This window comes from Corynebacterium sp. ES2730-CONJ (assembly GCF_024834055.1).
Classification (GTDB): domain Bacteria; phylum Actinomycetota; class Actinomycetes; order Mycobacteriales; family Mycobacteriaceae; genus Corynebacterium.
On sequence record NZ_JANUXZ010000004.1, the window covers coordinates 1 to 25,377 of the forward strand.

General features: G+C 54.0%; 23 protein-coding genes and 5 tRNA genes. 9 read left to right on the forward strand and 19 right to left on the reverse strand.

Annotated elements, in window-relative coordinates; all coding sequences use genetic code 11:
• Positions 1-137 precede the first annotated feature (137 nt).
• Positions 138-1,394 carry a UDP-N-acetylglucosamine 1-carboxyvinyltransferase gene (murA, locus tag NXS13_RS05580; protein ID WP_259289477.1) on the reverse strand — a complete coding sequence of 419 codons (1,257 nt, stop codon included), beginning with the start codon at positions 1,392-1,394 and terminating at the stop codon, positions 138-140.
• Between the two features lie 39 nt (positions 1,395-1,433).
• Here murA and NXS13_RS05585 point away from each other — a divergent pair, with 39 nt between their 5' ends.
• Positions 1,434-2,015 carry a cob(I)yrinic acid a,c-diamide adenosyltransferase gene (locus tag NXS13_RS05585; protein ID WP_259289478.1) on the forward strand — a complete coding sequence of 194 codons (582 nt, stop codon included), beginning with the start codon at positions 1,434-1,436 and terminating at the stop codon, positions 2,013-2,015.
• Between the two features lie 51 nt (positions 2,016-2,066).
• Here the strand turns inward: NXS13_RS05585 and ramA are convergent, their stop codons facing one another.
• Positions 2,067-2,906: an acetate metabolism transcriptional regulator RamA gene (ramA, locus tag NXS13_RS05590; RefSeq protein ID WP_259078983.1), complete on the reverse strand. Its 840-nt coding sequence runs from the start codon at positions 2,904-2,906 to the stop codon at positions 2,067-2,069.
• A gap of 908 nt (positions 2,907-3,814) precedes the next feature.
• Between ramA and cysK the strand changes: the two genes are divergently transcribed.
• Entirely contained in the window at positions 3,815-4,750 is a 936-nt protein-coding gene (gene cysK / locus NXS13_RS05595) for a cysteine synthase A (RefSeq protein ID WP_259158378.1), read from the forward strand.
• Between the two features lie 86 nt (positions 4,751-4,836).
• Entirely contained in the window at positions 4,837-5,427 is a 591-nt protein-coding gene (gene epsC / locus NXS13_RS05600; protein WP_259078972.1) for a serine O-acetyltransferase EpsC, read from the forward strand.
• A 38-nt stretch (positions 5,428-5,465) separates the two neighbouring features.
• Here epsC and NXS13_RS05605 read toward each other — a convergent pair whose 3' ends face one another.
• From NXS13_RS05605 to NXS13_RS05625, 5 genes are all read right to left on the reverse strand, one after another.
• Positions 5,466-5,759: a GNAT family N-acetyltransferase gene (locus NXS13_RS05605; RefSeq protein WP_259078971.1), complete on the reverse strand. Its 294-nt coding sequence runs from the start codon at positions 5,757-5,759 to the stop codon at positions 5,466-5,468.
• Between the two features lie 53 nt (positions 5,760-5,812).
• Positions 5,813-5,888: transfer RNA gene (locus NXS13_RS05610), tRNA-Phe, on the reverse strand.
• A 22-nt stretch (positions 5,889-5,910) separates the two neighbouring features.
• Positions 5,911-5,984 (reverse strand) — tRNA-Asp (locus tag NXS13_RS05615).
• A gap of 331 nt (positions 5,985-6,315) precedes the next feature.
• A tRNA-Asp gene (locus NXS13_RS05620) sits at positions 6,316-6,389 on the reverse strand.
• Positions 6,390-6,421: 32 nt separating this feature from the next.
• Positions 6,422-6,497 (reverse strand) — tRNA-Glu (locus NXS13_RS05625).
• Between the two features lie 611 nt (positions 6,498-7,108).
• Between NXS13_RS05625 and NXS13_RS05630 the strand changes: the two genes are divergently transcribed.
• On the forward strand, positions 7,109-9,193 hold the full coding sequence (locus NXS13_RS05630) for a Rib/alpha-like domain-containing protein (protein WP_259289479.1): 2,085 nt from the start codon (positions 7,109-7,111) through the stop codon (positions 9,191-9,193).
• Between the two features lie 261 nt (positions 9,194-9,454).
• On the opposite strand, the gene NXS13_RS05635 is transcribed toward NXS13_RS05630, so the two are convergent.
• Positions 9,455-9,527, reverse strand: a tRNA-Lys gene (locus NXS13_RS05635).
• 124 nt (positions 9,528-9,651) lie between these two features.
• The gene (locus NXS13_RS05640; protein WP_259158382.1) at positions 9,652-11,166 is read right to left on the reverse strand and encodes an acetyl-CoA hydrolase/transferase family protein; all 1,515 of its coding nucleotides are present in this window, start codon (positions 11,164-11,166) and stop codon (positions 9,652-9,654) included.
• A gap of 206 nt (positions 11,167-11,372) precedes the next feature.
• On the opposite strand from NXS13_RS05640, the gene dusB reads away from it, so the two are divergent.
• Complete coding sequence (gene dusB, locus NXS13_RS05645; RefSeq protein ID WP_259289480.1) at positions 11,373-12,512, forward strand: tRNA dihydrouridine synthase DusB; 1,140 nt, start codon at positions 11,373-11,375, stop codon at positions 12,510-12,512.
• Here dusB and mshD read toward each other — a convergent pair.
• Complete coding sequence (mshD, locus tag NXS13_RS05650) at positions 12,509-13,405, reverse strand: mycothiol synthase (protein ID WP_259158385.1); 897 nt, start codon at positions 13,403-13,405, stop codon at positions 12,509-12,511. The genes dusB and mshD overlap by 4 nt on opposite strands.
• Before the next feature lie 19 nt (positions 13,406-13,424).
• Between mshD and NXS13_RS05655 the strand changes: the two genes are divergently transcribed.
• Complete coding sequence (locus NXS13_RS05655; RefSeq protein WP_259289481.1) at positions 13,425-14,189, forward strand: DUF2993 domain-containing protein; 765 nt, start codon at positions 13,425-13,427, stop codon at positions 14,187-14,189.
• Here the strand turns inward: NXS13_RS05655 and NXS13_RS05660 are convergent.
• The gene (locus NXS13_RS05660) at positions 14,157-15,200 is read right to left on the reverse strand and encodes a diacylglycerol kinase family protein (RefSeq protein WP_259158507.1); all 1,044 of its coding nucleotides are present in this window, start codon (positions 15,198-15,200) and stop codon (positions 14,157-14,159) included. The genes NXS13_RS05655 and NXS13_RS05660 overlap by 33 nt on opposite strands.
• A gap of 47 nt (positions 15,201-15,247) precedes the next feature.
• On the opposite strand from NXS13_RS05660, the gene NXS13_RS05665 reads away from it, so the two are divergent.
• The gene (locus NXS13_RS05665; RefSeq protein ID WP_259289482.1) at positions 15,248-15,889 is read left to right on the forward strand and encodes an FABP family protein; all 642 of its coding nucleotides are present in this window, start codon (positions 15,248-15,250) and stop codon (positions 15,887-15,889) included.
• On the opposite strand, the gene NXS13_RS05670 is transcribed toward NXS13_RS05665, so the two are convergent.
• Positions 15,886-16,755, reverse strand: coding sequence for an aminodeoxychorismate lyase (locus tag NXS13_RS05670; protein ID WP_259078961.1), 870 nt, complete (start codon positions 16,753-16,755; stop codon positions 15,886-15,888). The two genes, NXS13_RS05665 and NXS13_RS05670, sit on opposite strands and share 4 nt — an antisense overlap.
• Positions 16,756-16,787: 32 nt before the next feature.
• Between NXS13_RS05670 and NXS13_RS05675 the strand changes: the two genes are divergently transcribed.
• Both NXS13_RS05675 and NXS13_RS05680 read left to right on the forward strand, forming a co-directional pair.
• Entirely contained in the window at positions 16,788-17,801 is a 1,014-nt protein-coding gene (locus NXS13_RS05675) for a folate-binding protein YgfZ (protein ID WP_259078960.1), read from the forward strand.
• Positions 17,802-17,937: 136 nt separating this feature from the next.
• Entirely contained in the window at positions 17,938-18,114 is a 177-nt protein-coding gene (locus NXS13_RS05680) for a DUF3073 domain-containing protein (RefSeq protein ID WP_259078958.1), read from the forward strand.
• A 53-nt stretch (positions 18,115-18,167) separates the two neighbouring features.
• Here the strand turns inward: NXS13_RS05680 and purM are convergent, their stop codons facing one another.
• The 7 genes from purM to purS form a co-directional block, all read right to left on the reverse strand.
• Complete coding sequence (purM, locus tag NXS13_RS05685; RefSeq protein ID WP_259078956.1) at positions 18,168-19,214, reverse strand: phosphoribosylformylglycinamidine cyclo-ligase; 1,047 nt, start codon at positions 19,212-19,214, stop codon at positions 18,168-18,170.
• Positions 19,214-20,701: an amidophosphoribosyltransferase gene (gene purF, locus NXS13_RS05690; RefSeq protein WP_259078954.1), complete on the reverse strand. Its 1,488-nt coding sequence runs from the start codon at positions 20,699-20,701 to the stop codon at positions 19,214-19,216. Before purF ends, purM begins: the two co-directional genes overlap by 1 nt.
• Positions 20,702-20,758: 57 nt before the next feature.
• Entirely contained in the window at positions 20,759-21,133 is a 375-nt protein-coding gene (locus NXS13_RS05695; RefSeq protein ID WP_259078952.1) for a sterol carrier family protein, read from the reverse strand.
• A 2-nt stretch (positions 21,134-21,135) separates the two neighbouring features.
• Positions 21,136-21,807: a hemolysin III family protein gene (locus tag NXS13_RS05700; protein WP_259078946.1), complete on the reverse strand. Its 672-nt coding sequence runs from the start codon at positions 21,805-21,807 to the stop codon at positions 21,136-21,138.
• Positions 21,808-21,907: 100 nt separating this feature from the next.
• On the reverse strand, positions 21,908-24,199 hold the full coding sequence (gene purL / locus NXS13_RS05705; RefSeq protein ID WP_259078943.1) for a phosphoribosylformylglycinamidine synthase subunit PurL: 2,292 nt from the start codon (positions 24,197-24,199) through the stop codon (positions 21,908-21,910).
• A gap of 19 nt (positions 24,200-24,218) precedes the next feature.
• On the reverse strand, positions 24,219-24,890 hold the full coding sequence (gene purQ, locus NXS13_RS05710; RefSeq protein WP_259078939.1) for a phosphoribosylformylglycinamidine synthase subunit PurQ: 672 nt from the start codon (positions 24,888-24,890) through the stop codon (positions 24,219-24,221).
• Positions 24,890-25,144: a phosphoribosylformylglycinamidine synthase subunit PurS gene (gene purS / locus NXS13_RS05715; protein ID WP_259078934.1), complete on the reverse strand. Its 255-nt coding sequence runs from the start codon at positions 25,142-25,144 to the stop codon at positions 24,890-24,892. Before purS ends, purQ begins: the two co-directional genes overlap by 1 nt.
• Between the last annotated feature and the right edge of the window lie 233 nt (positions 25,145-25,377).

The window sequence follows — 25,377 nt, forward strand, 5'->3', positions numbered from 1 at the left end:
CATACAACCTAACACCACACAGCGTCAAATCGCACCAAGCTCATGCACCACCACGACCAACCCTGGCCGCAACGACCCACATAAAACTACACACCCCACACCAAACACACAAATCCCCAGCACACAACGGGTAAATGCTAGTTACCTACGCGTTGTATTTCAGCTCCCAACCTTTGGAGGTTCTCTACAAACTGAGGGTAACCACGATCAATATGGTGCACGTCGCGAACCTCCGTCGTTCCCTCGGCACACAACGCAGCTAGGACAAGGCCAGCGCCAGCACGGATATCCGAAGACCACACAGTCGTTGAACTTAGTTGCTTTACTCCGCGCAGAACCACATGGTGGCCATCTACTGTGGCATCTGCACCCAGGCGCAGTAATTCGTCGACAAAACGGAAACGCGATTCGAAGATATTCTCGGTAATGACGCTCGTTCCATCAGCGACGGTAGATAAACCAATTGCCATGGGCTGAAGGTCGGTGGGGAACCCAGGAAAAGGGAGAGTCTGATAATCAACTGCGCTGGGTCGGCGGTTCATGGTCACTCTAAAGCCGTGTTCATAGGATTCGACCACAGCTCCCGCACCTTTCAACTTTTCCAAGGCAAGGTGAAGATTTTTGGGATCAATGCCTTCTACAGTGATATCGCCTTGAGTCATGGCTGCTGCGTACGCCCAGGTTCCTGCCACTATGCGGTCGCCAATAACGATATGGTCAGCAGGCTGCAGCCGCTCGACCCCAGTAATGGTGATGGTTGAGGTACCTTCTCCGGTAATATCCGCACCCATTTCACTTAACATGCGGCATAAGTCGACAATTTCGGGCTCGCGGGCAGCGTTATGCAATATCGTCGTGCCTTTGGCTAAGACGGCCGCAGTCAGGATATTTTCAGTCGCACCCACGGAGGGGAAATCCAGGCGGATATCAGCTCCGTGCAGACCACCAGCTTCGGCGACTACAGCACCGTGTTTGATAAAGGTTCGTGCGCCCATCTTTTCCAGCCCAGACTGATGCATATCCAGAGGTCGCGATCCAATGGCATCCCCTCCAGGTAGTGCCACTACGGCGCGACCACACCTGGCGGTGAGAGGACCCAGGACGCATACTGACGCGCGAAAATGTCGCACCGCGTCGAAGTCGGCCTCGGACGACAGTGTAGCGGGAGTAGTGATACTCACCGTGGAGCCGTCAATACTGAGGGTGCAGCCCAGCCCCTCGAGAACCTCGCCCATGAGGGGAACATCGAGGATTTCAGGGCAATTTCTAAGCACGGTGGTCCCCTCAGCGAGCAATGCTGCCGCCATAAGTTTGAGTACGCTGTTCTTCGCACCGCTGACGCTCACTGATCCACGGAGAGTTGCGCCACCTTTTACCAAAAATCGATCGCTCACAAGGCCTAAGCATACTTAATTTGCGGGTACTGTGGAGATATGGCTGTTCACTTGACAAAAATATATACCCGCACCGGCGATGACGGTACGACTGGTCTGTCAGACTTCTCGCGGGTACCAAAAAATGATCCGCGATTGGTGGCCTATGCCGAGTGCGACGAACTCAACGCACACCTAGGTCATGTGGTGGCGCTCGCCTCCCTCGACGAGAAGATTCTGGACATAGTCAGACGTATTCAGAATGAGCTTTTCGACGCTGGCGCTGATCTGGCTACACCTATAAAGGAGGATTTAGGCTACGAGCCTTTGCGAATAACGCCCGACTATATCAGCCGTTTAGAGGCTGATTGCGATCACTTCAACGAATTGCTTGTACCCTTAGATTCTTTTATTCTGCCGGGAGGAACTCAGCAGGCAGCACTTATGCATATCGCACGAACTGTATGCCGACGAGCTGAGCGCTCTGCATGGGAGGCGGTGGAGGCCTATCCTGACACCACATCCGTCATGCCCGCGAAATACCTCAATAGGCTCTCAGATTTGCTGTTCATCTTGTGCCGATTGGCCAATCCCGACGGCGACGTGAAGTGGGTCCCTGGCGGCAAGCGCGAGGGCGCATAACAAAAAATGCCACCCCAAATCCTTTTCGGGGTGGCTTCATTGTGTCTTGCTTTAAGGTAGAGCACCGATGCGCCGAGCCGCGTTGACGGCCTCATAGCGGGTGTGTGCACCGAGTTTGCGCATAACAGAACGCAGATAGCTCTTGACCGTTTCGGCACCAATACCCATTTCCTCAGCGGCCTCAACATTTGTATGCCCTAAGGCCACGCACGAGAGTACGTCTATTTCACGCGCAGACAGTTTCGTCGTTTGCTTCACTCGCACGGGAGCAACCATTTGATCGCATAATTCCTCTAATTCGGCCCGTAGAGTCTCATCGTCTAGACGGTTAGCGAGCATTCGTAATTTCGAATGGGTCGCACGGATTTGCTCCCACTCCGCACCATTCATCATGCGTCCCTTGGTAGCGCCTCCACGCAATCCCTCAGCGCGCCTTGAGGATGTATTAATAGCAAATTCTTGTTCGAGGCAGCGAGCTGTCATTGTCACCTCTTCGATGACCTTATCGCCCAATCGCACCGGTGAATGCACACCGACATAGAGCACGCCGCGTACCTCACGGTTAACAATGACTGGTACTGCCACCACAGAATGCAGGCCTTCGTCGTAGATAAGGGCATCAAGCTCGTGGGAAATGACCGTCGCACGCGTGTAGTCCGAAACTCCAACCGGACGCTTTGTGGTCAAGACCCGACCGCCCACTCCAACACCAGGCTCAATGACGAGATTCTGAAGCGCAGGCGTTCGCAGACCAACCCACTGAGTGATTTGAAGTCGATTGTCCGGCGTAAGCGCCGCAAACATTGTAACGGGAATGCCAGTTGCAGTCTTCAGCGAGGCAAGTGCCGAACGAACGGCATCTTCATCGTCTTTCAGTCGCTGGGTATCCACTGCTAACCTCCGGTCTTTCTTGAGAGATAAGGAATTTTTCCTTAGCTGATCTATTAACCGTTCTCGAACGCCCAAGCGGTCGGGGGTAAAAACGAACCGCTCACTGTACCGCCGGGATCGGCCATAGATATGGACATCCAACCACCCCCGCAGCGCGCGGGTTAAAGCCGCTTTTCTTCGAAGACTGGAAAGAAGTCCAGCGAAATTATACCAATGTGGTGGGGGTGAGGTAAAGGCACCCGCATGTCCGAAATTTTCCGATGCGTGGAGAAAATTCACAAAATGGGGGTAGAGATTGCCGCCTAACTGTGTCCATTCGCCCCTTAATGGGTGCCTTTTTCTAAGTTTTCTTTAAGCCTAAATATCATTAGTTTTTGTCATATATTCGGCTGTATTACTTGACACTCACGAGCAAAATGGCTGAGAACTGAGAATTTAATCCAGATTTACCCACCCCCGCCCAGAACTCTCTATGCCCTCTTTGCCGCGTCAATTCCCTTGATAACAGTCGGAAGGGAACGGGGGTAGATTTTGTTTAAGTTTCTCCTAAAAAACGGACATTTTTACTTTTATTTAACGATAGCAGTTCTGATTATTGAGATACTTTGCACATTCTCCCAATGAAAATAAATGCCTTAGCAGATTTCATAACTGTCTAAACTATGCGTATTTATCGAATGCAATGACTACCGCCACAACCTTCTCCTGGCATGAATCAGCAATATCAGCGTTGACAATCGCGTTCAATGAATTAATCTCTACACTGGTAGCTGTCTAATTTACTAGATGATCGAAAGTATACGGTAGACACAGCGGTCTATTGATTTGCTATAGTGGAGCCCTATGAAGACGTCGTTCTTTTAAAAATTTAGATAACAGTACAACCGAAATTTAAGGACTAGCACGCAATGGCTAAAATTCTGAACTCAATTCTCGACACCATCGGTGACACACCACTTGTACGACTAAACCGATTGGATAAAGATCTGCCAGGTAACGTCCTCGTCAAGCTCGAATTTTTCGGGCCTGCACATTCTGTTAAGGATCGAATCGGCAAGGCTATTATCGACGCTGCGGAAAAAGACGGTGCCCTGAAGCCAGGGGGCACAATCGTTGAGGCAACGTCGGGTAATACTGGTATAGCACTCGCCATGGTTGGCGCGGCTCGCGGCTATAATGTCGTGCTCACAATGCCAGAAACAATGTCTAACGAACGCCGCGTTCTTCTTCGCGCCTACGGCGCCGAGATCATCCTCACTCCTGGTGCTGCTGGCATGCAAGGGGCGGTAGATAAGGCCAACGAAATCGTTAAGGAACGTGAGGGGACGATACTAGCCCGCCAGTTCGCCAACGCCGCCAACCCTGAGGTTCACCGCCGCACTACTGGCGAGGAGATTTGGCGCGACACCGATGGCAACGTCGATATTTTTGTGGCCGGCGTCGGTACTGGCGGTACCGTTACAGGCGCGGGCGAAACTCTGCGCAAGCATAAGCCAGACATTCAAATATACGCGGTCGAACCTGCTGCTTCGCCCCTGCTGTCTACTGGTAAAGCCGGCCCCCACAAAATTCAGGGATTGGGCGCCAACTTCATCCCGGAGATTCTCAATCAGAAAATCTACGATGACGTCCTAACAGTCAGCAATGAGGACGCTATCGCCGCCTCCCGCGAGCTCAGTGCTAAGGAAGGAATACTCGGCGGAATCTCCGCAGGCGCAAACGTGAAAGCCGCCCTCGAACTAGCCGCGCGCGAGGAAAATCGCGACAAGACCATTGTGACTATTATATGCGACTTCGGTGAGCGTTATGTCTCCACCGTCCTCTACGACGATATCCGCGACTAATAACGATCCGTCGCCCCCGCCCCACGGTCTACACGTGGGGCTTTTTATATCATCTTATCGCGGGCACTGCTAGGCTCTTATTTACTATGCTAATTACGCTCATATCCCGGGTTCGAGAGGATCTTCGCAATGCGCGCGAACATGATCCTGCAACCCGAGGCGATATCGAAAACGCCCTAGTTTATTCGGGACTCCACGCCATCTGGTCGCATCGGATTGCGCACTGGCTGTGGGTGCGAGACATCAAGGGTCCTGCTCGCGTCTTGGCGCAGCTAACCCGGTTCGCAACCGGGGTCGAGATTCATCCAGGAGCGACTATCGGCCGTCGATTTTTCATCGATCACGGCATGGGTGTCGTAATCGGTGAAACCACAGAAATCGGAGAGGGCGTCATGCTCTATCACGGCGTAACTCTCGGAGGGCAGGTACTCACTCAGACCAAACGCCATCCCACAATCGAAGATAATGTCACGATCGGCGCTGGGGCGAAGGTTCTCGGACCTATCACGATCGGAGAAGGTTCGGCGATTGGCGCCAACGCGGTGGTAACTAAGGACGTGCCAGCTAAGCATATTGCCGTGGGAATCCCAGCGGTAGCACGGGCTCGTCGCGATGAGGAGTGCATAAAACTCGTCGACCCAGACACTTATGTTAAAGGCGGCAATTTTGTGATTTAAAGGTGGTCGTTCAGCTCGTAGCCGAACGACCATTGTCACTAATTCACGTGATCAGCGTAGGTTTCCCGATTCTTGGAAACAAAATGGGCAACCGCAGAGCAGCTCGGCCTAATGGTGAAACCTTGGGCGATCGAATCATCCAGTGCACCCTTGATCAGCACCTGAGACAGACCGCGCCCTTGGAAGTCAGGGAAAATCTCCGTATGGTGGAAATTTCTCCGCTCGGCGATCTGCCGGTAATCAGCCAGACCGATGAGCGTCGTGCCCTCCATGAGGTGATACGAAGAATTCTGAGAGTCGTGAACAACGGTGAGGTTTGTATTATTAGTCATACGCCTATCCTAACCAAAATGATCCCCGAGCGCTTTTGCACTCGGGGATCTCATGGTGGCACGGACCAGGATCGAACTGGTGACCTTCCACTTTTCAGGCGGACGCTCTACCGACTGAGCTACCGCGCCACTCCTCATATTTCTATGAGAGCGACCCTGACGGGACTCGAACCCGCGACCTCCGCCGTGACAGGGCGGCGCGCTAACCAACTGCGCCACAGGGCCAAATATATGACGTTGCCCAAACAGCGTGGAGACTGTCTGTGCAACGTCTAAGTACTTTACAGGGGTCTTTGATAAGCAACAAATCAGCACTACACAACCCTTTTTTTCAGCAATACAGCCTTAACCGTCCTGCGCTTCCTAGGCTAGCACCAAAGCAAGATCATGGTTTCGGAATTCCAGTGCTCCAGCTAATAAGGTTCTACGTTCCTTAATGCCAATAGCGGCTCGTCCATCGCTGGCATTGAACTTCAAGGGCTTATGAGACCTTCAATCTGAGGGCAACTGAGCACAAAAAAGAGAACACTCAATGAGTGTTCTCTTTTATATCCTGCGACCCTGACGGGACTCGAACCCGCGACCTCCGCCGTGACAGGGCGGCGCGCTAACCAACTGCGCCACAGGGCCGTAGAGCAATCCTAGGTTGATAAAATATGCTCTGGTACTCCCAACGGGATTCGAACCCGTGTCGCCGCCGTGAAAGGGCGGTGTCCTAGGCCCCTAGACGATGGGAGCATTGCTGTAGCAGAATTAGCCGAAAGCCGATCTTCCGTTGCCAGCTCTAACAGCTTAAACTATTGAATCTTGAAAGAGCAAACTCCCATGCCAGATAACGTTTTGTCGCTAACCCTCCCTAGTATTGAATTAGCTCAGGCCCTCCCCTACTGACTCGAGCGATGCAATGACCACACCCCAAACCAAGGTGCCATCCTGCCGGACGCCCGCTGCTTCTCTTAACATCCGGTTCGAGAGTCTTTGATCGTCACCCCCCCTTATCCCCTCCCCGACAACATCAATTATTCCTCGCACTTCGACGGGTCGAGTACCTCGTGAAGGGACTCGCCTTAAAGTCTCAAATTCTGCACAGGTACACATTACGTCCACATGCTTATCTCGGCAGACCCGCAAACGAGGTTTCAACTCCTTACGGCCAATCGCGTAGGACTAACCTTCCCGGACATTATGGAGGCCAAATGGTCCGAGAATCTCGCCGAATTGCCCCTTATCTTACCATCTCAATATCGCGTTTCTTACAGAAAGAGAACCACCCCCGCACAATGTGACTACCGCTACTTAAGGCTCCAAAATTTAGCGTATTGACCGTTTAATCGTTAAGGTGATTTATTATGAGAAATCAATACAAACTGTTGCCACTGCTCGTATGCACCAGCCTCGTGATGGCAAACATACCTGTCGCCGCAGCTGCAGGCCAGACATTTGAGGTAACCGCCCAAAGCACAGTAGCTGACATACAAGCTGCTATTGTCAACCCCGACTACGATCTTATTAAGTTCGTGGAAAATGTGAGCCTTAACGACGGCCTTACAGTATCCCGGCCGGTTGACTTCTTAGTCGAGGATGGGGTGACGGTCAATATCGACGACACCACACCTGGAGGCCCCGTTGGCGCTCTAGTATTCGCGGCCGCCTCAACGTTCACAAATAACGGCACCGTCAACATCGTATCGCCGAATGGCTACGGAATTCACTTTCTGCAGGCCGCTCCAGCTGATAATACCGTCGTACTCACTGGCGATGGGGGCCGTGACAAACCATCTGAGAGCGTTTTTAATATCGGACCTTCTGAATTCTACGGCGTAGACGGCCAATTTATTCGTGGTAACTTTACAGTTGCTGATACCACGCTAAATGTCACGGCTGGTGAAGAAAACAAAGAGGCTCCAATGATCTTCTCGAGTCGATCCTACAACGAGAATTCCACAGTTCTATTTGAAAATTCGAATGTTCAGCTAAACCATAATTCTGAGAAGTCAAAGGCTCGCGTCGCCTTCTACACCGAGCTCCCGGTGATCTTCGACAACACCGATTTCAAATCGACATCACTCTATAGGTACAACTTTTCGGCAGTTAATCGTAATCCAAACACGGCTAAGCCGCGCCCTGACGTTACATTCCGTAACGGAACGTCAGCAATCCTTGTCACGCCTCAAAACGCCCTGACATCATGGTCTGCGCTCTTAAAAGGTTATGTTTCCCTAAATACCTTCCACAACTCAATCAATATCGAAGACAGCTCATTAATGAGTGAGAATGATCCTCCCTTTCCCTTCAAAAAAACTGACTTCCAATTTGAAAATTCCACGTATAACGTTTCGGGGTCGAGCACTATCAAAGGCGAGACGCTCGGAATTGATACCTCTCGGGACGACCAAGCTACCGGAAGCCTGAATATACTCGGAGACGCGACATCTGGGCCCAACGTCATCAAGCAAAGCGACATTGTATTTGACGTCCCGAACGGTACAATGCCCGAAAATCTAGCTGTGATCATAGATAGTGGCACTGTCGATCTTCCTACTGGGGCTAAGGCTAAAAACTCCCTCGGACAAGACTTGGTCGAATTCGAATCAGCTGGAAGTTTAACAGACGCCCTAACGGTCAACTGCTCCAGTTCACCAAACGATGAGTACGCGTACAGAACACCACGAACGAATCTGGATGGCAAGAAGCACGTCTGGGCCCCACCAGTGGCCGTAGAATACTATGAGTCGGAAACTAGCACGAACCTTCTTGCGGAGAAAACACTCATCGCCGGCTCCACCATTGCCGAAACCCTCAATTACCCGGATGCCATCAGCAAACCAGTTCCCGTCCCTGATACCGCGCCCACAGGCTTCGAGAATGAATTTTACATCTTCGATCCAGTGACCCCAGAGCCAAATACATTCATCCAGTCAGGCCCAGATGCCACCGCAGTGTGCCAAGATACAAAAGTTGCTTTGCGGGTCAAGGCCCTCGGCATCATACCTATCATGGATGTAGACACCGAAGACCTAACTGTAAATGTCGGCCACGTATTCGATCCAGCTGAGGGCCTCCTAAACGTCCCCGATGGAGCGACTGTCGAAGTTATCAGCGAAGCTGATACCAGCAAGCCCGACCAGGTAACCCGCACTGTAAAGGTGACGTTCAAAGACGGATCCTCCGTAGTGAAAGAAATCAACGTCACCGTCATTGGCGACGACCCAGTAGATCCTCCCACGGATCCAACCGGAAGCTCAACCGGAGAAATCGTGGGCCTCGTGATCGGAATTATCAGTGCGATCATTCTGCTTATCAATATTCCAGCGATCATCAATTTCTTCCAAAGTCTTTTCCAAGTGCCAGCACCCGCCCCGGCTCCTGAAAAGCCCATGAAGCCTGGTACGCCCAAGGGTAAAGGCATCCTAAAACCTGGTCTCGCAAAGTAGACACTATCCACTACTGAGTTCCTGGCTCGAACGAAACATAACTAAGTGCTCCTCTCCTTCTACGGAGTGGAGCACTTAGTTTTAGTTTTGATCTAGTGTTATTGGCGATCATGGATACCGTGACGCACCACTCGGGCTCCGCATATACTGATGATCTATGGCCCGTCGAAGGGATTCGCGCAACGTAACTGGAACTGTCCAAAAAATGCCGCAAGCGTGAAAATAAAATATCCAGCTACCATATGGTAGCTGGATATTTTGTGGGCCCTCCGGGGCTCGAACCCGGGACCTGCGGATTAAAAGTCCGTAGCTCTACCAGCTGAGCTAAAGGCCCAAAGCACTAGGCAACCCTAGCGACTCGAATATTATAACGCATCACTTCAATTAAAAGAAACCGCTGCTTAAGCTATAAGAACGCCCCTTCCCCACACAATTGGGAAGGGGCGTTCTTATAGGAATTATTTACGCATAGTGCCGGTCTCAATGAAACGCTCGTGGAAGGATAGAGCAGTCTTGAGATCATGCGGGGTTTGCATGGTCTTGCGCTCCTTAGCAACGCGTAGAGCACGCTCGTAGTATTCCTCGAGCAGCGGACGATAATCTGGGTGCGCAATGGCAATAACCTTGCGCGCCCGCTCGGTTGGGGCTAGACCTCTCAGATCAGCGTAGCCATATTCGGTGATGAGAACCTTCACATCTTGCTCGGTGTGGTCCACGTGCGAAACAAATGGCACGATTGCCGAAATAGCCCCACCCTTGGCATCCGATGGGGTGATAAAGGAGGAAATAAAGGCATTGCGGGTGAAGTCTGCGGATCCGCCAACACCGTTCATGATGCGAGATCCGGCCACGTTGGTGGAGTTAACATTGCCGTAGATATCGGCTTCGATTAAACCATTGGTGGCGATGAGGCCAAGACGGCGCACAACTTCAGGGTGGTTGGAAATCTGCTGCGGGCGCAGGATGAGGTTCTTCGCGTAGTTCGACGCTTGCTCATTCATCTTGTGCGCATATTCTGGCGACAGCGAGAAGGAAGTAGCGGAGGCGATCGTCATCTTCCCAGCGTCGATAAGATCGACCATGCCGTCCTGGATCACCTCGGTGTAGGCCTGAATATTTTCAAACTTGGAATCGAGCAGGCCTGCCATCACGGCATTCGGCACATTACCCACACCCGACTGCATGATATAGCCGTCATAGCTGAGTCGACCAGCCGCTACCTCGCCCTCGAGGAAGTCCAAAAAGTGGCCGGCAATCTGACGCGATTGATCATCGATGGGCTTGAACGGAGCATTGCGATCTGCGTGGTTAGTCTCTACAACCGCGACCACCTTATCGAGGTCGATATCGATATAGGTGGTACCAACGCGCTGACCAGCCTCGGTAATAGGGATAGGCTGGCGGTTCGGCAATTTGTTGATGCGGTAGATATCGGCCATACCCTCGAGTTCGAGGGACTGCCAGGAGTTCACCTCAATGATAATGCGGGCAGCATTATCGAGGTATTCAACATTATTACCCACCGACGAGGATGGGACGATATGTCCTTCCTCGGTGATGCGTACGGCTTCGACGATGGCCACATCCATGGGCCCAAAGAAGCCCTGCTCAACATACATTCCAGACTCGGAGAGATGATAGTCTGCATAAAGGGTGGTGCCGTCGTTAATCTTGCTGCGCAAGATGGGATCGGATTGGTAAGGGGTGCGGAATCGCAGGGCATTGGCCTCGGCCAGAACACCGTCGCAATCGTCGGCGGTGGATGCGCCCGTGAAGAGATCAATCATGAATTCATCGCCGCGCTCGTGGGCTTCTTTCGCGCGACGGGCAATGGCACCAGGGAGAGCCTTAGGGTAGCCGGCACCAGTGAATCCGGAGATGCCCACGTGGTCGCCGTGGTTCACGAATTGTGCAGCCTCATCAGCTGTCATGACCTTGCTAGCCAACTTGGCATTAGCAATACGTTCGTTCATTACAATCCTCCTGTGTACCCCTATACCCATCATGAGCACGGGGGATAAAATAGGTGGCACCCCTTCACGCTAAATGCAACATTTTTCAATAAAGGTGACGCCAGTTACCCGTCCTACTTTACCCCTAAATGGAGAGCAATTCGCGAAACCCGCCCCCGACCCCCAACGGTGGTTAAGCCTGAGGCGTTTATGACAAGATAGCTGCTGTGACTCTCTCAATCGGATCCATTACGCTCAATTCTCCCGTTATCCTCGCACCCATGGCGGGGGTAACCAATATAGCCTTTCGCACCCTGTGCCGCGAACAGGAGCTAGCTCGCACTGGAACCGTAGCTGGGCTGTATATATGCGAGATGATCACCGCACGCGCACTCGTTGAGCGTAACGAAAAAACACTCCATATGACCACCTTCGGACCCGATGAGAGCCCCCGCTCCATGCAGCTGTACACCACCGATCCACACGACACCTACCGTGCGGCACGAATGATCGCCGATGAAAACCTCGCCGACCATATTGATATGAATTTCGGCTGTCCGGTCCCCAAAGTGACCAGGCGCGGTGGTGGATCTGCCCTCCCCTATAAGCGGCGACTCTTTGGTAATATCGTCGCGGCTGCGGTTAAAGGAGTCGAAGGAACCGATATTCCCGTGACGGTGAAATTCCGGATCGGCATCGATGATGAGCACCACACCCATATCGACGCAGGACGCATTGCCTACTCTGAGGGCGCTCAAGCCGTGGCTTTACATGCCCGCACAGCAGCGGAACGCTATTCGGGCCATGCTCACTGGGATGAGATCGCCAGACTAAAGGAATCGCTTCCCGAAATTCCTGTCTTAGGTAACGGTGATATCTTTAAGGCTCATGACGCGCAGGCCATGATGGAGCAAACGGGCTGTGACGGCGTGGTGGTGGGACGTGGCTGTCTCGGACGCCCCTGGCTCTTCGCCGAATTATCGGCCGCCTTAAATAATAAGCCCATCCCACTCAGCCCTACTCTCGGCGAGGTAACCGAGATCATTACCCGCCATGCAGAATTACTCATAGCCCACGGCGGAGAAGCAAAGGGGTGCCGTGACCTGCGCAAACATATGGGCTGGTATTTCCGAGGCTTTCCGGTGGGCGGCGAGGCTCGCGCAGAACTGTCGCGCATTAGTACGCTGGCGGAGTTGCATAGCGCTCTCAAACCCTTCGCGGATTCTCCTGCACGAGCCCTCGACTCGGAGGGGCCACGGGGGCGCCAGGGATCACCGGCGAAGGTGGTGCTCCCTGAAGGCTGGCTCGATGATCCCGAGGACGAATCAGTACCCGAGGGCGCAGATATTATGCACTCTGGCGGTTAAGTTAAGGCTTTAGTCCTCCCCTCGGTCTGGCGATAGACTACGTGACGTTCGATAATCTCAAAGCCCATTTCCCGGTAGCGCCGGACCGCGGGCTCATTATCACTTTCAACATAAAGGATCACTCGTTGGGCTCCCTGGGACACGAGGTGCTGCAGACCCGCTGCGACTAGTGGCCCACCGAGGCCACGCCCGCGCCCAGCGGTGGCGAGGCCTACCACATAAATTTCTCCCGGAGCACCCTCATCGAGGTTGCCGTGGCGCTTGAGCCAGTGGAAGCCGATGAGCTCGCTCCCCTTTTTGAGCAGCAATACGTCTTCGTACCGAAACCACGCCGCCGATCGCGCGGAATCGAGGCGGGTCTGATCCCATCCACCCTGTTCGGGGTGCCAGTCAAAGGCCTCATTATTAACGCGTAGGAATTCTAAGTCACCGTGGGGATCATTGGGCTGCATATGCTCAAAGCGAAGTCCGTGCTCAAGCTTAAAGGAAACCGCGCCAGCCAAATTTTCGCCATCGATTTCCATCACCAGCAGCTCTCTGGTTTTGTTCAAATTAAGTCGCGCTGCGATCTTCTGGGCGGGGGCTAGATCTCCATGAGCCCACATTTCGTGTATATCTCTAGCGATCTGTTGCCCCACACCTCGGTTGCGAAAGACAGGTGCGACGAAAAACTCGGCGACCCCCTCCTCATCGGTGATCACTAGCCCGGCGCGCTGATCGTCCACCCGAATTTCTTCCAAGTCACCGGGCGCTTTACCCTCAAGAATGCGCATATACCCCTCTGAGATGGGGGCAATATGATCGTGGGCATAGACTTCTTCAATGAGGTCTTTCAGCGCCGAGTGATCGGCTTCTGTATGGACACGGTGTACGAGGTTTTCGTTGTGGGTCATAGACCCTACCTTAATTGGTGTGGCGCGCTCTGTGTCATTCTGTCATGATGATGAGGTGCGTGCTCGTTATCTTTTCCTCATCAGCGTGGTAGCAGCTGTGCTTTTAGCATGGGCCGGTGACACAGCGTTGGCGGCACGGACTGAGCGGCGGCTAGCGGAACACCTTCCCGCCGGCACGGAGGTTTATGTTGGCGGCTTTCCCTTCGTGGGCAACTATGTCAGGGAAGATATCCCCGATATGTATATCGCTTTTAATGATATTAATTATCCGCCGTGGGGGTTGCTGCGCATTAGTCAGAATTTTCTTGGGGTTAACACCACCGTTGAGCGCCTAAATCAGGGTGAGCTTGCGGGAAGTATGGCCAAGCAAGTGCGTACTCGGATCAACGTGGATGCGGTGAGTATTGGAGCTGCGCTGGGTATTCCCGATGTGGAGCTCATGCATCCTTACGATATTTCGCCGAGAGGCGGAGACAGTGCCGAAGTGGTGTTACGTGGCACGCCTGAGCAGATCGGCCAGCGCTACGCGGTGCTGGCGCACATTCGTTTGGATAATGGAGTTTTTCAACTGATTCCGCATCACCTTATCGACGCCCCTCCTCGGGTGGATGCGGAGCTTCTCGCACCCTTTAGATGGTCTTTTGATACCCGGGAGTTACCTTTACCGCAGCAAGCGGATGCTGTCGCCTACTCTGGGGGCTCCCTCGTTTTTGAATGCACACAGCGAAGTGTACCCGTTGAGGTTGGGCCTTTATACCCGAATATCGAAAAAGCGCAGTACTAACCGCACCGCCGACTCGGGGCTAGCGGGAATTTTCTTCGGTGGAGAGTAGATATCGAGGGCGCTGGGGACGACTCCGAGGTGTACGTGATCGTATTCGCCCGCAAATTCGCCATCAACTTGAAAACTTTGCGGGGCATCGCAGTGAATATCTACGGAATCAACGTTGTCAGTGACAAAAATACGGCTGTTAATCCAGCGCTTTATTGCCCCTGGGAGCGCGATCCCGAGCATCCTCATCACAGCAAAGACACCGACTACTCCATCGAGGCTACGAGCTCCGAAAAGACCAATTCCTAGCGCGAAAGAGGTACGCGGATTGGTTACCACGGGGAGGGGGCCTAGATAAGTCCATGGGTGTGTATTGGACGCCATCACAAAGGGCAACCGTTCACTGTATATAGCCCCGTCCAAGGTGCTGGCTTTTAGTTTGATACTCGGAGGATAGCGGCGAGTGGTATTCCACACGTGGAAGGCGGCGCGTAGATAGCGCAGCGGGGTGGCGGCGAATCCGCTCCTGCGCACTCGCTCCATTTTCTCGATCACATCAGCGTCTAATCCGAAACCAGCGTTGACTACAAACCATTGATCGTTCCAGGTCCCTAGATTGAGTTTTTCACAGGCTACCGCGCGATCATGGGCGAGTAATTCGGCTAAGACCTCAGCAGCCTGGATCGATTCTGGTGGGAATCCCAGGGCGCGGACGAAGACGTTGGCAGAACCAGTGGGGATCATTGCGACAGCTGGTAGCTGCTCTGGAGGGCGTTGACTACCAACTGGGCCTAAGAGGCCGTTGACTAATTCGTTGACAGTCCCGTCGCCGCCGACGCCAATAACGACGTCGGCATCCTCCCGCGTGAGGCCGGAGCAAATATCTCGGGCATGTCCTGGGTGGTGAGTGAAACGCGCCTTAAGCTGGAGTCCTGGAACCGCGAGTAACTTAGGAATAATATGGCGAAATATTTCCGAGTTTTGAGTCGTGGAATTAGGGTTGACAATGATCAGCGCCTTCATGACCACCACAATAGTCTTCAGCACCCGATTTGGTAGGCTAATGCCTTATGAATAACCCAGATCAATCTGCATCTATGTCTCTGTCTGGATCCGAGGCGGTCGATCGCGCCGCCGAGCAGTGGAAAGATTGCGCCCACCGCAATATTCCAGGACTTGGGGATCTTCCCATCCCAGACGACACCGCCAACCTCCGCGAAGGCCCCAGCCTTAACGATGGATTGCTCGCACTGCTGCCACTGGTCGGGGTATGGCGTGGCACTGGGAAGGGTATCGACGAGACTGGAACTCATTTTGAATTCGGCCAGCAGCTCGTCTTCTCCCATGATGGCGAGAATTATCTCGGGGTTGAATCTAAGATCTGGAAAACCGATGACATGGGCGAATCTTTGGGGATTTTCGCTCGTGAATCTGGATTTTGGCGCATTAATCTTCAAGACGAAATTGAAGTAATTCTCACTCATAGTCTCGGCGCCGTGGAGATATTCTATGGTGAGCCCCTCAATGAGCGAGCCTGGCAGATCGAATCCGCTTCCACGATGGTAACCGCCACGGGGCCGGGAAAAATGGGGCTTGGAAAACGCCTCTATGGACTTATGCCCAATAACAATCTGGGTTGGGTAGATGAGCGCCATGTCAATGGTGAGCTCACCCCTCGTATGTCCGCGGAACTAGCCCGCGTCATCGGCTAACGCCGCGTGGCTTTCTCGATGAGTTTGCGCACCTCGGCCTCGTTGTCGGGGGCTGCAAGCTCATCACCGTTGAGCGAGCGAATGCGCGCTCCGCGGCGGACTGAACTGATGAGCCACACGCTATCAGCCTTATAGAGATCGTCGAGGGTGATCTCGCGCTCCCCGCAGCGCCACCCTTTTTCTGTCGCGTATTCAAAAAGCGCCTGTTGGGTAGTGCCAGGCAGAACATTGGGGTTAGAGCTTGGGGTGCGAATCTTATTTCCGCGCACTGTTATTAGATTGCTCGTGGCACCCTCCAGCACGATATCCCCATCTGTATACAGCACATCGTCGTAGCCATGAGCCCTAGCCCACCGTAGCGCCGCCATAGTTGCGGCATAACTGAGTGTTTTTGCTCCACCGGCTAGCCACGGGGCATTCTCAGGATTGGTGATCACAAAACCTCGCGGAGTGGTCAGCACTGCCACACCCTGCTCGCGCTGCATAATGACCTGCTCAGAAACTGGGTTGACGGTCAGCCATGCACTCGGGATCCCCGTGCTCGCGCGCCCCCGGCTGAGGGTCCAAGTAATAGTGCCTTCGACCTCCGTGCCCCATAATTCGGCGGCCTCTTCGGTTGCTCGACGCCAATCTTTTTCAATCGGATGGGGCAAGTCAAGGAGTTCTGCCGAGCGGGTGAAGCGGCTAAAATGCCGATCGAAATTGCGCGGTTTTCCTTTACGCAGCAGCACTGTTTCAAAGATGCCATCGCCGCGGGTGACGGCGGCATCATCGGCGTAAATAAAGGGGAGATTGATATTATGGTTGCGGATCGAACCTCCGAAGGGTTCGATCGCGAGCATCAATGGAGCGGGAATTGTTGCCATGAATGTCACTTTAATCGCTACCATGGGTTTATATGAGTCTTTCTTCCCCTCTACTTTCCCTCCCTGGCGCCCAAGAGTTGCCCGATGCCCATCCAAGCTGGGCGCACGTTGCCTGGCATTACGGAGATCCGCTGTCTGAGCAGCGCTATTTGGAATCTCAAGCCTTCGTCGATCGCTGGCAGCGCGGGGTCGTAGAAGTTGCGGGGCCTGATGCGAATGAATTTCTCAATAATTTATTATCCCAAGAATTTCTCAACCCCACCCCCGATACCTACCTTAGTGCGCTCGATCTTTCCGCCCAGGGCCGCATTATCAACCAGATGGATGTGCTCTATCACGGGGGTGTTTTCTACCTCGATTCCGCGCTCGCCGAACAGCTCTACGACTATTTACACTCCATGATCTTTTGGTCTCAGGTAGAGGTCACCATGAGTGACAAGAAAGTACTTTCCGTCTTCGGCGGTTATGCTGGCGCGCATCCGCACCGCCAAGGACCATTCGGGCGCACCGATGTGCTTATCGACTCCGCCCTTTACCGCGACGTGGTCGACGAGGAGCTGCGTGGCCGGGGCTACCAGCCTGTTGGACTCATGGCCTATGAGGCGTGGCGGGTGCGCCACGTCATGCCCGACGTCGCCCAGGACCTCGATGCAACATCCATTCCCCATGAGTCTCCTCACCTCATTGAATATGCCGTTCACCTCAACAAAGGCTGCTATCGAGGGCAGGAAACTGTCGCTCGGGTGGAGAATCTAGGCCGAAGCCCTCGAGTCATTGTCATGGTTCACCTCGATGGTTCGGCACCCGAGCTACCCGCCCCAGGTATGGATATTGCAGGCAGCAGGCGCACGGTGGGCCGAATCGGTACTGTTGTGCACGATTGCGACTATGGTCCCATTGCTTTAGCTGCGATCAAGCGTTCGGCTTTAGATGGTCCCCTCAAGGCTGGCGAGTGCGCATTGTCAGTTGATCCAGATAGCATTCCGCCAGAAAATAACGACCAGGCGGGCAGGCGCGCAATCGAGCGCTTACGCAACCCTTTTTAAGCAGGTCGTGGGCTTAGCGGGACAAAGCGCGATAAAAAGGCTATTCTATGTGAATAGGACACACGTTTTTTTAAAGCCAATGGAGCTCTCCCCACCCCGGGGATTCTTGCTCCGCTTATACCAAGGGGGTCATGCCATGGGTCGCGGTCGCGCGAAGGCAAAGCAGACCAAGGTTGCACGTCAGTTAAAATACAGCACTCCAGAAATGGATCTGGATTCTCTCCAGCGGGAGCTGGCGCGAAAGCGGGAAGAGCGCAGAAATAACGGGGACTACTCCGATTATCCTGATGATCCCGAGTGGACCGAGAGATAGACTAAAAACCCTCAGCGCTCCCTTTATGCTAGAAAGGGAGCGCTGAGGGTTTTTTAGTGCTCGCCACTTAAGATAACGTAGCGATCATCATCGGCAGGACGGATCTGTCCGAGCACCCATGCATCAATGTGACGGGCTGCGAGAATTGCGAGAGCGCGGTCAAGATCTTCTGGCGCCACCACGGCCACCATTCCTACGCCCATATTGAAGGTTTTCTCCATCTCAGCGACCGACACCTTACCCACTCGTTGGATGAGGCGGAAGATGGGGCCAGGAGTCCAGGTGGCGCGACTTAATTCAGCGACGAGGCCGTGCGGGATGACCCTCTCGAGGTTCGCTGCGAGGCCCCCTCCAGTGACATGGCAGAAGGTGCGGATCTCACATTCGTCAATAAGCGCGAGGCAGTCTTTGGCATAAATACGGGTGGGCTCTAATAGCTCCTCGCCTAAGGTGCGATCGAGTTCCTCAACGAAACCGTCAAGCGGTAGCCCGGCTTTATCGAGCAAGACGTGACGCGCGAGCGAGTAGCCATTGGAATGCAGCCCCGAGGCTGCCATTGCTATCACCTGATCGCCGGCGCGCACGCGATCTGGCCCCAACAGATCGCGGGCTTCAACGACCCCAACTGCGGTCGCCGAGACATCATATTCCCCAGGTTCCATCAACCCGGGATGCTCGGCGGTTTCACCACCTAGAAGAGCACAACCAGCCTGCACGCAGCCCTCCGCGATCCCCTCAACAATTTGGGCTACATGCTCCGGCACTACTTGGCCAACGGCGATATAGTCTTGTAAAAAGAGCGGCTCTGCTCCACAGACGACGAGGTCATCGACGCACATAGCCACAAGATCAATACCGATCGTATTGTGGATATCGAGAGCTTGAGCAATAGCTACCTTGGTTCCTACTCCATCTGAGCCGGCCGCTAAGATAGGCTCCTCATATTTTCCTAAGGCAAAAAGCCCCGCAAAACCGCCAAGGCCGCCGCGCACTTCGGGGCGCGTGGCCCGCTTGGCCAGCGGGGCGAAAAGCTCAACGGCTTGATCTCCTGCCTCGATGCTGACTCCCGCTGCTGCGTAGGACATATTATCGTCGCTCATTATTCTCCTCTATCTTCGGTGCCACCACACGAACCCCGTTTAATGGCAGATACTAATTCAGCATTAATATTTCCCTTGGGCAAACCCAAAGAATAGTTCCCATCGAAACAGGCTATACATAGATCCTGCGACGGCTGATGCGTCGCCGCCACCATCCCCTCCTGGGAAACAAAACCCAGAGAATCTGCCCCTATAGCCTGACAGACGCTAGTGACCATTTCGTCGACACCGGATACCACATTGGCGATTAATTCCCCGGGGCTCGCGAAGTCAATGCCATAGAAACAAGGCCATTTCACCGGCGGTGACGCGATACGCACATGCACCTCGCTCGCGCCTGCCTCGCGGAGCATGCGAATGAGGGCACGCTGGGTATTCCCGCGCACGATTGAATCATCCACCACGATTAGTCGCTTGCCTTCGAGAACCTCACGGAGAGGGTTCAATTTGAGTCGAATTCCTAGCTGGCGCAGAGTTTGGGAGGGCTGAATGAACGTTCGGCCCACATAGGCGTTTTTAACGAGGCCCTGACCAAAGGGGATGCCAGAGGCTTGGGCATAACCCACGGCAGCTGGTACCCCCGATTCTGGAACAGGAATCACTAGATCCCCATCAGCGGGCCATTCTTTAGCCAGTCTTCGCCCGATCTCAAGGCGTGCGGCATTCACGGAGCGGCCATTGATCACTGAGTCAGGGCGAGCTAGATACACGTACTCAAAGACACAGGACTTTCTCTCCCCCTGGGCAAAGCGCTCGGAGTGAATTCCACTGGCGTCAATGGCTAGCAGTTCTCCGGGCTCGATATCGCGAACAAACGACGCACCCACGATATCGAGCGCACACGTTTCAGAGGCCACGACCCAACCGGCATCCAACCGCCCTAAACACAGCGGCCTAACCCCCTGCGGATCGCGGGCGGCATAGAGCGTTGTGCCATCGGTGAAGGTTAAACAAAAAGCACCCTTGAGCCTAGGCAAAAGGGTGCGTGCAGATTCCAGAAGGCTGGTGCGCTGGGAAATACTATGCGCTAATAAACCCGTGATGACATCGGAGTCGGAGGGTTGCGTCGCCTTATCAACCAACCTCATCGCGTGGGCTTGATCGAGCAGGTCTAGGTAGTTGACGATATTGCCGTTGTGCGCCAGTGCGATATCGGTGCCATCGGGGGCAACCCGAAACATGGGCTGAGAATTTGCCCACGTCACCCCGCCTGCGGTGGAATAACGGGTATGCCCGATGGCCACATCACCGTGGAGGGACTCTAAGGTTTGTTCATCGAAAATCTGCGAGACGAGTCCGAGATCTTTGAATACTACTACTTGTTGGCCATCGCCGACCGCAATGCCCGCGGCTTCTTGGCCGCGATGTTGTAGGGCAAAAAGCCCGAAATACGTGAGTTTTGATACTTCTTCGCCTGGGGCCCAGACTCCGAATACCCCACACTCTTCGCGAGGTGCGGATTCTGATAAATCATCATAAGCGCTCATAGGCGTCTTTTTATCTGCCACTTAGACAATGGTAGCCGATGCAGACGCCTTGCACGGTCACCTAGCAGAAACTTTCACAATGGGTAGGTACCCACTGATTTCTTGTGCCCGTGTGCCTGAGGCGGAAATCCTCGGATTATCTGCGAATTCTTCTAAACCGCACGCCAATCTTAACCACGTCTTGGGGTCCATTTCTACAATATTTGGTGGTGTGCCACGGGTATGGGCAGGGCCTGGGATGCACTGGATAGCAGCAAAGGGCGGCACCCTCACTTCCACCGATGCCCCGGGGGCGATGGTCTCAAGCGTATACAGTGTGGCACGGCAGGCTGCTGCTAGCGCGGCTCGTGGCGGCTGTTGGTCAGTGGCTTCGATAATCCACGAGTAAATAGCCATGACGGCCTCACGAGGAGGTGGGAGTTTTCTTGCCATCTCTAGGCCACCAAGATCCACACGGCAATCAGGTGCAAGGTAGCGGCGATTACGGTTGCAAGATGAAAATGCTCGTGATAGCCGAAAAGTTTTGCCTTCCTACCGGGCCACTTAAGCGCATAGAAGAGCGCACCTAAGGTATATACCACTCCCCCTGCGGCGAGGAGCCATATGACCGTGGGGCCGGCAAAATCTAAAATCGCCGGAATGATTGGGACAGCCGCCCAGCCTAGTCCGAGATACACTACCACGTCGAATACCTTGTAGTGCGGAATAAAAGTCAGCAGCACACTGATGAGCGCCGCTGCCCAAATTCCATAAAGCATCCAGTGCCCGGGCAGCGTAATGACGACAACGGGGGTATAGGTCGCGGCGATAAATAAGGCGATCGTTGCATGATCGGCGGTCTGCCAGTAACTCACCGCCCGAGCGCTGCGCCACGGACCTCGATGGTATGCGGCCGAAATTCCGAATAAAGCGACGACCCCAACCGAATAAATTGTGACGGCTAGGCCAATCGGCCATGGGTGGTTGATCCATGTATAAGTGGTGAGAACGGTAACAGCAATACTGAAGGCATACGCGGCATAAAAATGATAGAGGCCACGCGCGGCGGGACGATCCCCGCGGTCTAATCGCCATGTAGTGATGGGCACCAGATTATCGGCCGACATGAGTCCTGCTTTCTTCTTTTAAACTACCTCCTTCGATTAAAGCCGCCACCACGGCATAAAAACAAGGCACCGGCAGAAAAAACCGGTGCCTTATCTTTAATTAGGCTACAACCGAGTTAGCCCCAACTGCGTGGCCGAAAAGCCGTGGCAGTGTGTCAGACCACGCCTCTTTAAGCTCAGCAACAGGGATGGAGAATTCCACATCATGCTGGCGAATATTAAGAGAACCGCACCCGCAAGTATGACCAATCTTCACGCAAGGAATGCCTAATTCACTCGCCCGCTGTTCCACGTCCTCACCCCGCGAGGTAGCGACCACTACGCGCGACGCCGATTCCGAGAATAGCGCCGTGAATAGATCCAACTCCACAGCACTTAAATCAATATTAAGACACTTTGGGGAGTGAATGGCTAGTTCGGCGAGGCTGGTGCCCAATCCGCCTTCCGAAAGATCATGCGCGGCAGTAACAAGGGAAGTATCGGCGAAGAACTCTACCAATTTTTCCTCATTTCGCAGATCAATATGAGGGGGAAGTCCATTAAGGCCCGCACCTGAAAGCTGCTGCCATATCGAGCCACCGAATTCATCGAATGTTTCCCCCAACAGATAGATCTCTTCCACCTGATCAGTAGGGCCTAAACGATTGGGGATAGAGTGCTCGACATTGTCAATCACTCCTAAAACACCCACGACGGGGGTAGGCAGGATGGCTTCCGAGCCGGTTTGGTTATAGAAGGACACGTTGCCACCGGAAACGGGAATTCCCAGCTCCTGAGCACCATCGGCTAGGCCATGCACTGCCTCTCGGAATTGCCACATAACTTCGGGATCCTCGGGTGAACCGAAATTTAGGCAGTTTGTGACTGCTACCGGTCGAGCACCAGTAACTGCGACGTTGCGATACGCTTCAGCGAGAGCAAGGCGAGCACCTGTATTCGGGTCAAGCTTGGTATAACGCCCAGAGGCGTCAGTAGAGATAGCCACACCGCGCTTTGTTGCTTCGTCAATACGCAACACTCCAGCATTGGCGTGCTGGGCCTGCACGGTATTGCCGCGCACATAGCGATCATACTGTTCAGTAATAAAAGCTCTCGAACACAAAGCCGGCGAGGCGATCATATCCAGCAAAACCTGGCGCATCTCGGCAGCCTCGCTCGGCTTTTTCACCCCGGTGAAGCGCTGGATATCGTCCTGGTCGGCGGGGCGGGAGAAGGGCCGCTCATAGACCGGGCCTTCGTGGGCGATCGTATGAGCTGGTGCGTCCACCACCACCTCGCCGCGATGACGGATGATGAGGTGTTCGCCATCTGTCACCTCACCGATCTCGGCACAGGTGACATCCCAGTGAGCACAGATCTCGCGGAAGCGCTCCACATCCTCGGGACGCACCACGGCACACATACGCTCCTGAGACTCCGAGCACAGAATCTCGGCGGCAAGCATATTGGCCGCCCGTAGCGGCACTGCATCGAGGTTGATCTCCATTCCACCATCTCCGGCGGCCGCTAGCTCTGAGGTCGCGCAGGACAACCCCGCACCGCCAAGATCCTGGATGCCCACAACCACACCTGCCCGGTATAGGTCGAGGCAGCATTCGATCAGCACCTTCTCTGCGAAGGGGTCCCCCACCTGAACGGCCGGCAATTTCCGCTCAGCCCCCTCCTCAAAGGTATCGGAGGCTAAAACTGAGACACCTCCAATGCCGTCGAGCCCGGTGCGCGAGCCGAAGAGCATGACTTTATTGCCTAAGCCCGAGGCGAAGGCAAGTTTTAATTCATCTACCTTGAGAGTACCCACGCACAGGGCATTGACTAAAGGATTGCCAGCATAGGATTCATCGAAGACGGTTTCTCCACCAATATTGGGTAAACCCAAACAGTTGCCATAATGGGAAATACCGTCCACCACACCTGGTAGCACCCGCGAGGTATCAGGGGCATCGGCGGGGCCGAAGCGAAGCTGATCCATCACTGCAATGGGGCGCGCTCCCATGGCCATAATATCGCGGACGATACCTCCAACCCCCGTCGCTGCACCCTGATGCGGCTCCACATAGGAGGGGTGATTATGGGATTCGACGCGGAAAGTCACGGCGTTACCATCACCGATATCAACCACACCGGCGTTCTCCCCGATGCCGGCGAGAATCTTCTCGCTCATTTGCTTCGTGGTGGTTTCCCCGAAGTAGCGCAGGTGCACCTTTGATGATTTATACGAGCAGTGCTCCGACCACATCACCGAATACATTGCTAATTCGGCATCGGTGGGGCGCCGCCCCAGAATCTCTTTGATTCGGGCGTACTCATCATCTTTGAGACCCAGCGAGGCGTAGGGCTGCTCGAGATCTGGGGTGGAAAGGGCATGGTCCACGGTGTCGTTAAAAGTAGTCATGAAATTCTCCTCAATATTCTTAAGCACCGATGGATCCAACAGCGGAGAGGAATAATTCCAATCCGTCGACCGAGGGGCCTGTTAACGTTTCGATGGCGTGCTCTGGGTGAGGCATCAACCCCACCACGCGCCCATTGGCACTCGTAATACCGGCAATGGCATTGATGGAGCCGTTGAAGTTATCGGTATAGCGGAAGACAACTCGGCCCTCTCCTTCGAGCATGTCTACAGTGTCCTGTGACGCTTGGAAGCGACCTTCGCCGTGCTTAGCAGGGACGAGGATGCGGGAGCCTTCGGAGAGTGTATTCGTCCACGCAGTATCTGCACGCACGACCTCGAGGTAGGTATCAACGCAATGGAAATGCAATCCTTGGTTTCTCGTCAGTGCGCCAGGGAGGAGGTGAGCCTCGGTGAGGATTTGGAATCCATTGCAAATTCCCAGCACAGGCATGCCCTTAGCAGCCTGTTCGATGACTGATTGCATCACAGGCGCCAATGCCGAGATCGCTCCACTACGCAGGTAGTCTCCATAAGAAAAGCCTCCAGGCACAACCACCGCATCGACTCCCTTGAGATCGTGGTCTGCGTGCCAGAGGCTTATGGCTTCTGCGCCGGCATATCTCACCGCGCGTGCTGCATCGACATCGTCGAGTGTGCCAGGAAAAGTAATAACTCCGATCTTCGCGCTCATTATTGGGCTGCTCCCGTGGCTGCTTCGAAAACGATATCGAATTCTTCGATCACAGTATTGGTCAGCAAGGTTTCGGCCATATGCTCAAGCTCTTCAGTACTAATATTCTCGTCTACCTCTATTTCGAAGCGCTTGCCTTGTCGCACATCTGTGATTCCCTTTATGTTCAGGCGTCCTAGCGCTCGAACAACGGCTTGGCCCTGGGGATCGAGAATCTCCGCTTTGGGCATAACATTTACTACTACACGGGCCACCTTGCACGCTCCTTGGCTATCGCCGTTCAGTACTATTTTCCAAGGTGTGCCAGAGCGCACACCACGGGTGAAACTTTACCCTGTGCGCTGGAAGTATGAGCCATTTTTCCCAAAGATCCTCACGCCCCCTATTCACCATGTCACAAGCGAACGAAGAAAACTCTTCCAGTTGCGATCTTGGGAGATGAGTTGGCTACCGCAGCGAGGGTAAAACGGATACCTGTTCACCCCAC

Coding starts and splice junctions, on each gene's coding strand:
- NXS13_RS05585 (WP_259289478.1), top strand. CDS start 1,434: ATGGCTGTTCACTTGACAAAAATATATACCCGCACCGGCGATGACGGT.
- cysK (WP_259158378.1), top strand. CDS start 3,815: ATGGCTAAAATTCTGAACTCAATTCTCGACACCATCGGTGACACACCA.
- epsC (WP_259078972.1), top strand. CDS start 4,837: ATGCTAATTACGCTCATATCCCGGGTTCGAGAGGATCTTCGCAATGCG.
- NXS13_RS05605 (WP_259078971.1), bottom strand. CDS start 5,759: ATGACTAATAATACAAACCTCACCGTTGTTCACGACTCTCAGAATTCT.
- NXS13_RS05630 (WP_259289479.1), top strand. CDS start 7,109: ATGAGAAATCAATACAAACTGTTGCCACTGCTCGTATGCACCAGCCTC.
- NXS13_RS05640 (WP_259158382.1), bottom strand. CDS start 11,166: ATGAACGAACGTATTGCTAATGCCAAGTTGGCTAGCAAGGTCATGACA.
- mshD (WP_259158385.1), bottom strand. CDS start 13,405: ATGACCCACAACGAAAACCTCGTACACCGTGTCCATACAGAAGCCGAT.
- NXS13_RS05660 (WP_259158507.1), bottom strand. CDS start 15,200: ATGAAGGCGCTGATCATTGTCAACCCTAATTCCACGACTCAAAACTCG.
- NXS13_RS05665 (WP_259289482.1), top strand. CDS start 15,248: ATGAATAACCCAGATCAATCTGCATCTATGTCTCTGTCTGGATCCGAG.
- NXS13_RS05670 (WP_259078961.1), bottom strand. CDS start 16,755: ATGGCAACAATTCCCGCTCCATTGATGCTCGCGATCGAACCCTTCGGA.
- NXS13_RS05675 (WP_259078960.1), top strand. CDS start 16,788: ATGAGTCTTTCTTCCCCTCTACTTTCCCTCCCTGGCGCCCAAGAGTTG.
- NXS13_RS05680 (WP_259078958.1), top strand. CDS start 17,938: ATGGGTCGCGGTCGCGCGAAGGCAAAGCAGACCAAGGTTGCACGTCAG.
- purM (WP_259078956.1), bottom strand. CDS start 19,214: ATGAGCGACGATAATATGTCCTACGCAGCAGCGGGAGTCAGCATCGAG.
- purF (WP_259078954.1), bottom strand. CDS start 20,701: ATGAGCGCTTATGATGATTTATCAGAATCCGCACCTCGCGAAGAGTGT.
- NXS13_RS05695 (WP_259078952.1), bottom strand. CDS start 21,133: ATGGCAAGAAAACTCCCACCTCCTCGTGAGGCCGTCATGGCTATTTAC.
- NXS13_RS05700 (WP_259078946.1), bottom strand. CDS start 21,807: ATGTCGGCCGATAATCTGGTGCCCATCACTACATGGCGATTAGACCGC.
- purL (WP_259078943.1), bottom strand. CDS start 24,199: ATGACTACTTTTAACGACACCGTGGACCATGCCCTTTCCACCCCAGAT.
- purQ (WP_259078939.1), bottom strand. CDS start 24,890: ATGAGCGCGAAGATCGGAGTTATTACTTTTCCTGGCACACTCGACGAT.